At 52.7% G+C, this 10,363-nt stretch carries 11 protein-coding genes and 2 pseudogenes; 9 read left to right on the forward strand and 4 right to left on the reverse strand.

Translation table 11 applies throughout. From position 1 onward, the window contains the following. Window positions 1–72 precede the first annotated feature (72 nt). The gene (locus ACML7B_RS10470; protein ID WP_418541145.1) at window positions 73–291 is read left to right on the forward strand and encodes a hypothetical protein; all 219 of its coding nucleotides are present in this window, start codon (window positions 73–75) and stop codon (window positions 289–291) included. Between the two features lie 400 nt (window positions 292–691). Here ACML7B_RS10470 and ACML7B_RS10475 read toward each other — a convergent pair whose 3' ends face one another. The 4 genes and pseudogenes from ACML7B_RS10475 to trmB all read right to left on the reverse strand — a co-directional run bounded on the left by ACML7B_RS10475 (window position 692) and on the right by trmB (window position 3,276). After that, on the reverse strand, window positions 692–1,936 hold the full coding sequence (locus ACML7B_RS10475; protein WP_418541147.1) for a DUF1002 domain-containing protein: 1,245 nt from the start codon (window positions 1,934–1,936) through the stop codon (window positions 692–694). An 88-nt stretch (window positions 1,937–2,024) separates the two neighbouring features. Beyond that, window positions 2,025–2,357, reverse strand: a pseudogene (locus ACML7B_RS10480) (thioredoxin family protein); the annotation flags it as partial. A gap of 30 nt (window positions 2,358–2,387) precedes the next feature. Next, a complete protein-coding gene (locus ACML7B_RS10485) occupies window positions 2,388–2,531 on the reverse strand; it encodes a hypothetical protein (protein WP_418541148.1) in 144 nt (47 codons plus the stop codon). A 73-nt stretch (window positions 2,532–2,604) separates the two neighbouring features. Continuing rightward, a complete protein-coding gene (gene trmB / locus ACML7B_RS10490) occupies window positions 2,605–3,276 on the reverse strand; it encodes a tRNA (guanosine(46)-N7)-methyltransferase TrmB (RefSeq protein ID WP_418541150.1) in 672 nt (223 codons plus the stop codon). A 222-nt stretch (window positions 3,277–3,498) separates the two neighbouring features. On the opposite strand from trmB, the gene ACML7B_RS10495 reads away from it, so the two are divergent. The 8 genes and pseudogenes from ACML7B_RS10495 to ACML7B_RS10530 all read left to right on the forward strand — a co-directional run. Beyond that, window positions 3,499–3,810, forward strand: a complete 312-nt coding sequence (locus ACML7B_RS10495; RefSeq protein ID WP_418541152.1) for a hypothetical protein — start codon at window positions 3,499–3,501, stop codon at window positions 3,808–3,810. Window positions 3,811–3,814: 4 nt separating this feature from the next. Then, window positions 3,815–4,861, forward strand: coding sequence for a V0D/AC39 family V-type ATPase subunit (locus ACML7B_RS10500; protein ID WP_106789285.1), 1,047 nt, complete (start codon window positions 3,815–3,817; stop codon window positions 4,859–4,861). Further along, the gene (locus ACML7B_RS10505; protein WP_418541154.1) at window positions 4,858–6,792 is read left to right on the forward strand and encodes a V-type ATP synthase subunit I; all 1,935 of its coding nucleotides are present in this window, start codon (window positions 4,858–4,860) and stop codon (window positions 6,790–6,792) included. The genes ACML7B_RS10500 and ACML7B_RS10505 overlap by 4 nt, the downstream gene beginning before the upstream one ends. A gap of 41 nt (window positions 6,793–6,833) precedes the next feature. Continuing rightward, on the forward strand, window positions 6,834–7,268 hold the full coding sequence (locus ACML7B_RS10510) for an ATP synthase subunit C (protein WP_106789283.1): 435 nt from the start codon (window positions 6,834–6,836) through the stop codon (window positions 7,266–7,268). 1 nt (window position 7,269) lies between these two features. Beyond that, a complete protein-coding gene (locus tag ACML7B_RS10515; RefSeq protein WP_346707342.1) occupies window positions 7,270–7,578 on the forward strand; it encodes a V-type ATP synthase subunit F in 309 nt (102 codons plus the stop codon). Between the two features lie 60 nt (window positions 7,579–7,638). Continuing rightward, window positions 7,639–8,184, forward strand: a complete 546-nt coding sequence (locus tag ACML7B_RS10520) for a V-type ATP synthase subunit E (protein WP_242973581.1) — start codon at window positions 7,639–7,641, stop codon at window positions 8,182–8,184. Further along, window positions 8,177–9,949, forward strand: a complete 1,773-nt coding sequence (locus ACML7B_RS10525; RefSeq protein ID WP_418541156.1) for a V-type ATP synthase subunit A — start codon at window positions 8,177–8,179, stop codon at window positions 9,947–9,949. Before ACML7B_RS10520 ends, ACML7B_RS10525 begins: the two co-directional genes overlap by 8 nt. Before the next feature lie 14 nt (window positions 9,950–9,963). After that, window positions 9,964–10,363 (forward strand): annotated as a pseudogene (locus tag ACML7B_RS10530) (V-type ATP synthase subunit B); the annotation flags it as partial.

Genomic DNA, 10,363 nt, shown 5'->3' on the forward strand with positions numbered 1-10,363 from the left:
GCGGCGGACACCTGTATCGATCAGGGCATACTGGAAGATCTCCTGAAGAAGCAGAAAGCGGAGGTAGTACGGATGGCACTGGAGAATTATGATCTTGAGAAATATGAGAAGGCAATAAAGAAAGAGAGCTATGAAGAAGGAGTGGCAGATGAACTCGAACATGGAATCTGCCAACTAATCGCTACGCTTCAGGAACTTTTCCATTCAAAAGAAACTGCGATTCAAAAACTTCAGGAAAAGTATAGACTGTCTGAAGAAAAGGCAGAAGAATATATGAAGAAGTATTGGTAAAAATAGGTTTATCGTGCGCATTGTCGAGAGGCGGGAGCGGTTGATTGCTCCGAGGCTGACGCTTAACCTCCGCAATCATCCGGCCCCCGCCTTATCGCCAACTGTCCCGACAAAGGCCTGAATTGCCAAGATGATTCTGCGAAAGAATATGGAACAGGGAAGCGCATACAGCCAGCAGATAGAACCATATGGAAGCGTTAGAATCCGCTACAGAAAAACACCTGTGATTTCATGCGAAGATTTGACTTCCCGTCAAATCTGAGAAGAGCCTGAGCAGGGAAATCACAGGTGTTTTGATGTTAAGGATTCTTCGCGAACTTTTCTGGCTTCTATCTGCTGGCTGTATGCGCTTCCCTGAGCAATTTTCAGTTCACAGAATCAGCGCGCGACAAACCTGAATTTATTCGCTTATGGTTTCGCCTTCTATATCCTGGGAAGTGGTGTCATCCCCGGAAGAGGCGGAGTTGTCTCCGGCAGTGGCGCTGCTGTCAGAAGAAGCGCCTTCATCGGCAGAGGTGTCAAAGTTATTCTCGCTGTTCGGGGCTACGGTGTCGTCCGCGCTGTTAGGAGCGATGTCGGAATTGTCGACCGTGGGATCGGAAGCGGAATCATCGGCTGTATCGTCGGTGGTCTCTTCCTTGGTGGTCTGCTCATCGTCACCGCCGAAGAGGCCTTTGAAGAAGTCGACGATTTTATCCCACCAGCTGTCGCCGTCTGCGCTTTCGGCCGCACCCTTGACGGAGTCCAGGGTGCTGTCGATCACGGCGTTGTCGCCTAAGATCTCATCGTTGGTTTCATCCAGGATGCCGGCGCCGCTGTCCCCGCCGGTGAAGAAGTTTTTGATGGATTCCCACAGGCTGGCGAAGAAGCCGTCTCCTTTGCCTGCCAGGTTATCCAGGGTGTCCTTCAGGGCGTTTACATCGTAGTCGAACTGGGAGATGGTCTGCATGAGAGCCACGATCTCGGCCATCTGTTCTTCTGTGAGGGTGATGTTCAGGCTGCCGGCTGCGTCGTTGACTGCATCCTGGATCTCGCCTTCTTCTGTCAGGCCGTTCTCAATCACATCCTGCTTGACGTCGTTCATCAGCTCGCTGGCTTCCTCCTGACCGACAGAGTCAGCCAGGTCGCCGGTGGTGACGAGCTCTTCTACGGCAGCTGCTTTCTGCTCTTCGCTCAGTTCTTCTCCGCTGGCGGTCTCATAGGCCATCATGATGCCGGTGAGGGCGCCTGTGCCGGAGACCTCGATGGGAGCGGCGGCAACTACGTTGCAGTTCTCCATTCCGGAAGTGAGCAGGGTGCTGGCGATCATGGAGCTGGTCACAAAGGTAAGATTTGCCACCTTTACCTGGATCCCACCCTCGTTGGTAGGCTCTACATAGGCACAGCTGAAGGTGCGCTTGCCGATCTCCGCTTCTGTAGCGATGCCTTCCATGTATTTGCGCTCATCGGCGTTGGTCACTTCGATGGTCTCTACCTGGTCGGGAGAGGTTCCGAAATACTCGTACATGGAAGTCTTCTGTTCTTCTGAGAGGTTGGCTCCAAGGGTAACAACCTTGGAACTGTCGGCCTGGGCAGCCATGGGAAGGCTTGCGCAGGTCAGGGTCATTATCAGTATAAATGGTATGATCTTTCTTAAATTCTTCATAAGACTGGTGTAACACCATTCCTCCTTTATGATTTATTATACCTACCTAATATATCATAAGAAGGAATATTTGCAAAGGAAAACCGGCTTAACAATTTCTGAAGATTTCCTTGAGCCGCCGTTCCAGGGTGGATTCGCCGATCATTCCTTTCATGGTGGTCACGGCGGTTCCGTCCCGGAAGAAAACAAAGGCGGGGACGATATCCGCCCCGTATCGGTCCGCCAGAAGAGGGGATTCGTCGATCTCTACTTCAAAAAAGCGGATACGCTGCCGATGGCGGGCGGCGATGTCCTCTATGACCGGTTTTGTCATGGCACATTTCCCGCACCAGCGGGCGTAGAACAGGACTACTGCCGGGCGGGGGTCTTTTAAGATCTTGGTCTCGAAAGTTTCGGTAGTCAAATGCAGCATATTTTTTAGCCTCTCCTGCCTCGGAGAAGGGAGTTCCTGTCAGTGGCGGCAGCCGGGATTCAGGATGAGATAGACTTCCTGCAGAGAATTTCTGATATGCCCCAGCTTCCGGGCGAACCGGCGCCTGCGCCAGGCAAATCCGCACAATTTATATTTCCAGGATTTTCCGCAGTTTCTGTTCATAGTATCCTCCGGGGCGAATGATTCAATACCAGTATATGCGACAGAATTGAAAAAGGCCCGGAGGAGCCGCGCTTTATTTTGCGCTCCTTCGGGCGATAAGCTTGCAGATGGGATGATCCATGGAAGAGAATTTCTCTTCGTATTCTGTCATAATGTTTCCCTGGTTTAAAGCCGGATCATGGTGGAGATCAAAGGTGCGGGCGGCAAGGGTCCAGACAGGGGAAGCCTCAATCTGCTCCAGGGAGAAGTCGAAGAGGGCCCGGTTGTCGGTCTTGAATTCCACCTGCCCGTTGGGGGAGAGGATCTCATCGTAACGAGCCAGATATTCCAGGGAGGTGAGGCGGCGTCTGGCGTGGCGTGCCTTGGGCCAGGGATCCGAGAAGTTCAGATAGATCCGGTCCACTTCACCAGGGGCGAAAACCTGGGAGATGTCCGCCGCATCCATGCAGATAAACCGCAGATTGGAGGGAACGGCTTCTCCTGCGGCCTGCATGGAAGCCAGCTTCTCTACGGGGCGCAGAAGGACGCTGGAATACCGCTCGATCCCGATATAATTTACAGAAGGGTTCTGAAGGGCCAGTGTGAGAAGGAACTGGCCTTTGCCCATGCCGATCTCAATGTGGAGAGGGTCTGTATTCTGAAAAACCGTCTGCCGGAAAGCGCCGCGAAATTGCTCCGGGTCTTTTAAGACCCTGGGGGAAGCTGCCAGCACGCTTTCAGCCCGGGGAATATTTCGAAGTCTCATAGGGAACTCCTTTCATCTGGATGATTTCGTGCTTTTTAGTTTAGCGGCGGGAGGGGAAAATGTCAAACAGGAACAGGATTTTTTTGGTTATTTTTCATGTAAAGTTTTCGCTAATTATTAAGTTTTTGGAGAAATTTACTCTGGTAATTTAAAAAAATAGGTGTATTATGTATTATAACATGAAAGACTAGGCTTTTACGTGAGCAAAGACGGAGGTAACATATGGAAGCAGTGATTGAAAAACTGGCGGAAATTGAGAAAACCGCTGAGGCGATCGTGGAAGAGGCGCAGGCGCAGAAGTCCGAGATCGAGAAGGAGATACAGGCAAAGCGGGATGCGTTTGACCAGCAGCTGGAAGAGGATACCCGTAAGAAACTGAGCGAGATCCGCGCGGAAGGGGAGCAGAAGATCAACGAGCTCCTGGAGGAAGAGCGGGAGAAGAACTCTTATATGATAGAGAATCTGAAGAAGGAATTCGAGGGGAGCCACACGACTTACGCGCAGGCGATCCTGAAGAAGGTATTAGAGGTGTAGGCATATGTGCAGTCTTATGACTTACAGCGGGATCGTGACGAAGATCAGGGCCATGCAGGCCAAGCTTCTGACGGACCAGGATTTTGAGAACATCGCGGGGTTAAGAAGCGTCCCGGAGGTGATCGAGTACCTGAAGGAAAAGCCCGCGTACGCAGAGGATCTGGGGCAGATGGACGTGGCTCTGTATCACAGGGGCAACGTGGAGAAAGTCCTGTACCAGTCCCTGTATAATGATTATACAAAGATCTTCCGGTTCGCCGGAATGCAGCAGAAAAAGTTCCTGAAATTATACTGGAAGCAGTACGAGGTAGTGCTGATCAACTATTGTCTGAGGATCGTGTTCAACCACTATGACAAGCCTTTTGACCTGGATTACAAGAAGGAAGTGTTTGACCGGTATTCTCAGATTTCCATTGACCGGCTGATCACGTCCAGGAATATCGAGGAACTGGTAGATAATCTGAAGGATACGGAATATTACGCTCCGCTTAAGAAGATCCGGGATTCAGGAACAGGAAAGCTATTCGATTATGACCTGGCCCTGGATCTGTATTATTTCTCCACTCTTTGGAGAAAGGAGAAGCGCTTGCTGAAGCGGAAGGAGAAAGAACTTTTCACCAGGGACTGCGGGACGAAGATCGATCTTCTGAACCTGCAGTGGATCTACCGGGCGAAGAAGTATTACCATATGGTCCCGCCGGATATTTATTCCCTGACCATTCCCATCCAGTACCGCCTGAAGCATGACGAGTTTAAGGCGCTGGTGGAGGCGCCCACGGTGGAAGAGTTTATCAAGCTGGTAGAGGAAACCTACTATGCGAAGCATTATCATTTTGGCGATGAGCGGACGCTGGAGCAGATGTACCGGGACGCGCAGCGGACCCTGTATCTGGCGGACCGCCGCAGAAATCCTTATTCCGTGGCAGCGATCAATACTTACTTATTCTTAAAGGAAGAGGAAATCTATAAGCTGACGACAGCTCTTGAATGTATCCGTTACGGTCTGTCCGCAAGAGAGACGCTGGCTTATGTAGGAGGTGTGAAACAATGATTGTAAAGATGAAGTTCTTAAGCATCAGCGGTCCGAGAACGGATATCGACCGGGTGTGCGACGTCTATCTTTCCAAATATGAGATGCAGCTTGAGAACGCGGTCACAGAACTTCGGACGACCCAGAACCTCCTTCCCTTTGTGGAGGTGAACCCGTACAAGGAGCCGCTGGCCAAGGCGGAACAGTTCGCCGGCCTTCTGCCTTCCGGAGAGTATCACACGGACCACACGCTGACTACGGAAGAGATCCTGGCGCTGATCCGGGACGTGAACCACGACTATCTGGATATCCAGGAGAACAAAGAGCTTCTGAAGAAGAAGAAGGATGAGCTGACCGGCAAGCTGAATGTGCTGGAGCCCTTCCGGTCCCTGGATCTGGACGTGCACAAGGTGCTTCATTACCGGTATATGCATGTGCGTTTTGGACGGATCGACCTGGATCATTATCAGAAGCTGGAGAAATATCTGTTTGACGATCTGAACGCCATTTTCCTGGAAGGGACCCGGACGGAGAACTATGTGTACGGCTGTTATTTTGCGGCCAATTCAGATACCAGCCGGGTGGACGCGGTGTTTAATTCCATGCACTTTGAGCGGATCACGGTCTCCGACGAATACATCGGGACGCCTCAGGTGGCCTGCGAGACTCTGAAGGAAGAGATCGAGGAGACCCAGAAAGCCATCGATCAGCTGGAGGAAGATACCCGGTCTCTGATGGAGAGCCATGCCTCCGAGCTGATGGGAGCGAGGAAGCGGCTGGAAGAGCTGTCCAACAACTTCGATGTGCGCAAGATGGCCGCGCGGATCGAGGACGACAATAAAGAAGATTACTACATTCTCTGCGGATGGATGGGAGAGAAAGACGTGGAAGCTTTCGTCAAGGAAGCGGAGAATGATCACAGGGTGCTGATCGTGGTGGAGGAAGAGCGGGAGAAATTCTTCGGCGATCCGCCTACGAAACTGAAGAATCCCAAGATCTTCAAGCCCTTTGAGATGTTTATCAAGATGTACGGGCTGCCGGCCCATGACGAGATGGATCCCACTATCTTCGTAGCTCTGACATATACCTTTATCTTTGGAGCCATGTTTGGAGACGTGGGACAGGGACTGTGCCTGTTCCTGATCGGCGGGATCATCTATCTGACGAAGAAGGCGAACCTGGCGGGGATCATCTCTGTGGCGGGACTTTTCTCCACGTTCTTCGGATTTATGTTCGGAAGCGTGTTTGGATTTGAAGACATCCTGCCGGCCAGATGGCTGCGGCCGGTGAGCGCTATGACGGACCTGCCCTTTATCGGGCAGCTGAACACGGTGTTCGTGGTGGCGATCGCCTTTGGTATGGCGCTGAACATCCTGGTGATGCTGTTCCACATCGTCAACGCCATCCGGGCCCGGGATACGGAAAACATCTGGTTTTCCAACAACGGCCTGGCGGGACTTGTGTTCTACGGATTCCTGGTGCTGACGGTGGTGCTTTTCATGACCGGGCATAAGACGCCGGGTAATATCCTGATGGCCATCTTCCTGGGAGTGCCGGTGGTCCTGTTCTTATTCAAGGAACCGCTGACAAACCTGGTGGAGCGAAACCATAAGAAGATCGAAGAAGGCAAGGTGATGTTCCTGGTACAGGGATTTTTCGAACTGTTCGAGACCATGCTGAGCTATTTCTCCAATACGCTTTCCTATGTGCGTATCGGAGCCTTCGCGGTAAGCCACGCGGCGATCATGGAAGTGGTCCTTATGCTCTCCGGAGCTACGGACGGAAGCCCCAATATCATCGGGCTTGTGATCGGAAATATCGTGGTGTGCGGCCTGGAAGGCCTGGTTGTGGGAATTCAGGTACTGCGTCTGGAATACTATGAGATGTTCAGCCGGTTCTACAAAGGAACCGGGCGGGAATTCAAGCCATTTAAAAATCATAAGAAAGCATAGAAAAATACTCAGTCATTTATTTTAAGGAGGAAAATAAAGCCATGACAGTAACAGTGAAAATTTTGTTGATCGCAACTTTGATACTCAGCATTGTAATCCCGTTTGGGTACTACCTGATCGGGGAGAAGAACAAGAAGCGTTATAAGCGCGCCATCGGGACCAACATTTTCTTCTATTTTGGAGCATTCATCGCGGCGGGGATCATGTTGTTCTCCGGCACTCCTGTACAGGCTGCCGACGCGGCTGCAGGGGCTGCTTCAAACGCGGCGGGATTCGGTTATCTTGCGGCCGCACTGTCAACCGGTTTATCATGTGTGGGCGGCGGTATCGCCGTAGCAAGTGCAGCAAGCGCGGCGCTGGGAGCTATCAGCGAGGACTCCAGCGCGCTTGGTAAGTCCCTGATCTTCGTAGGTCTTGCAGAAGGTGTATGTCTGTACGGACTGATCATCTCCTTCATGATCCTGGGACAGCTGTAAGATGAAAATGTATCTGATCAGTGATAATGTCGACACCCTGACAGGGATGCGGCTGGCCGGCGTAGACGGAGTGGTGGTCCACGAGCGAAATGAGCTTAGGGAAGCCATCGAGAACGCCATGACCGACAAGACCGTGGGGATCATCCTGCTGACGGAGAAGTTCGGGCGGGAGTTCCCGGACCTGATCGATGAGATCCGGCTGGAGCATACCATGCCGCTTCTGATCGAGATCCCTGACAGGCACGGAACCGGACGTAAAGAAGACTTTATCACTTCCTATGTAAACGAAGCCATCGGCTTAAAACTGTAATGAAGAAGGTGAACAGGCGTGACATTAGAAGAAAAGACTGCGCATTTGCAGGAGGCTGCCATGAAAGAGGCAAGAGCCCAGGGCAATGCGATCATCGAACAGCATAGAAATGCTTTGGAAGGTGTGTTTGAACAGCACAAGCAGGAGGCGCTGCGCCAGTCGGAGACCCGGCTTAAGGCGGAGACCACCCATGAGAAGCAGCAGCTTAATATGGCGGTGTCCAAGGCCCAGCTGCAGCTGAAGAGAGATCTGAGCAAAGTACAGAATGAACTGAAGAAAGAGTTGTTTGAAGAAGTGCGCCAGCTGGTGGCAGCTTATATGCAGACAGAGGAATATCTGCGCCTTCTGGTGGAGTATATCGAGAAGGCGGCCGCATTTGCCGGAAGCGAGGCTATGACCATCTATATCAATCCTACGGATGCGGATAAGAAGGACTATCTGGAGGAGCACACCGGCTTCCAGCTGACGGTGAGCAAAGAAGATTTCATCGGCGGTGTCAGATGTGTGGTACACGGGAGAAATATCCTGGTAGACCATGCCTTCAAGGGAGCCATCGAGCGCGAATACCAGAGATTCTTATTCAAGGGAGGTACGGGCGTTGAATAGTAAGAAAGTAGCAACAATCTACGGCATCAATGGCCCGGTGATCTACCTGAAGGGAAAGACGGGATTTAAGATGTCGGAAATGGTCCACGTGGGTCCGCAGCGGCTGGTGGGGGAAGTTATTTCCCTGGATAAGGATCGGACTACGGTGCAGGTCTATGAGGAGACTTCAGGCCTGCGTCCGGGGGAGACGGTGGAAGCCACAGGGGCGGCCATCTCTGTGACGCTGGCGCCTGGAATCCTGAATAATATCTTCGACGGGATCGAGCGCCCCCTGGAGCGGATCGCGGAAAGCGGCGGCGCGTTTATCACCCGGGGTGTCAGCGTAGATGCGCTGGACCGCAAGAAGCTGTGGGATACCCATATAACCGTGAAGACGGGAGACCTGGTGCGCGGCGGGACCATCATCGCGGAGGTTCCGGAGACTTCTGCCATTGTGCACAAATGCATGGTTCCTCCCAATGTGGAGGGAACCGTAGTGGAGACCGTGGCGGATGGCCAGTATACCATCGAGGATACCATTGTGACCATCGAGCTGGCTGACGGGACCAGGCGGGAGCTTTCCATGACCCAGCACTGGCCCATCCGTGTGCCAAGACCGGTGAGCCAGAGATATCCGGCCAGCGTACCGCTGATCACAGGGCAGCGTATCCTGGATACCATGTTCCCCATTGCCAAGGGCGGAACAGCGGCGATCCCCGGCGGATTCGGAACCGGAAAGACCATGACCCAGCATCAGATCGCCAAGTGGGCGGATGCGGACATTATCGTATATATCGGCTGCGGTGAGCGTGGCAATGAGATGACCCAGGTACTGGAAGAGTTCGGCGAACTGGTAGACCCCAGGAACGGCAATCCCCTGATGGACCGTACCGTTCTGATCGCCAACACTTCCAACATGCCGGTGGCGGCCCGTGAGGCTTCCATCTACACCGGGCTTACCCTGGCGGAATATTACCGGGATATGGGATATGACGTGGCCATCATGGCAGACTCCACCTCCCGGTGGGCGGAGGCGCTGCGTGAGCTGTCCGGACGTCTGGAGGAAATGCCGGCGGAGGAAGGGTTCCCGGCCTATCTGGCTTCCCGTCTGTCTGCGTTCTATGAGCGGGCAGGGATGATGCAGACCCTGAACGGAGCCACCGGTTCCGTATCTATCATCGGTGCGGTTTCTCCCCAGGGAGGGGATTTCTCCGAGCCTGTGACTCAGAATACCAAGCGTTTTGTGCGCTGCTTCTGGGGACTGGATAAGTCTCTGGCTTATTCCAGACATTTCCCGGCCATCCACTGGCTGACCAGCTACAGTGAGTATCTTACGGACTTAAGCGGCTGGTACACCGATCATGTGTCGCCCAAGTTCGTGGATTACCGGAATCGTCTGATGGCGCTTCTCAACCAGGAGAGCAGTCTGATGGAGATTGTAAAGCTGATCGGCGGCGACGTGCTGCCGGACGACCAGAAGCTGGTGCTGGAGATCGCCAAGGTGATCCGGCTTGGCTTCCTGCAGCAGAACGCCTTCCACAAGGAAGATACCTGCGTATCCCTGGAGAAGCAGTTTAAGATGATGGATGTGATCCTGTATCTCTATAAGCAGAGCCGGAAGCTGGTGGCCATGGGCATGCCCATGTCTGTGCTGAAGGCAGAAGGGATCTTTGAGAAAGTGATCGCCATCAAGTATGACGTTCCCAATGACAACCTGCAGATGCTGGATCTCTATAAGAAAGACATCGACGATTTCTACAATCGTGTTCTTGAGAAGAATGGTTAAAGGAGGGACAGAATATGGCAATTGAATATCTTGGACTTAGTAATATCAATGGCCCTCTGGTTGTTCTGGAGGGAGTGCAGGATGCCTTCTTTGACGAGATCGTGGAATTCGTTGTAGATGGAGACACCCGGAAAATGGGGCGTATCGTGGAGCTGGATGAGGACAAAGCCATCATCCAGGTATTTGAAGGCACGGAAAATATGTCCCTTAACAATACGCATACAAAGCTTACCGGCCGCCCGATGGAGATCGCGGTCTCCCCGGAGATGCTGGGACGTACCTTCAATGGAGTGGGAGAGCCTATCGACGAGCTGGGACCCATTTTCTCTGATGATATGCGGGATGTGAACGGCCTGCCGCTGAACCCGGTGCGCCGGGAGTACCCGAGGAACTATATCCGTACCGGTATCTCTG

The organism is Massilistercora timonensis (assembly GCF_048354975.1).
GTDB lineage: Bacteria > Bacillota > Clostridia > Lachnospirales > Lachnospiraceae > Massilistercora > Massilistercora timonensis.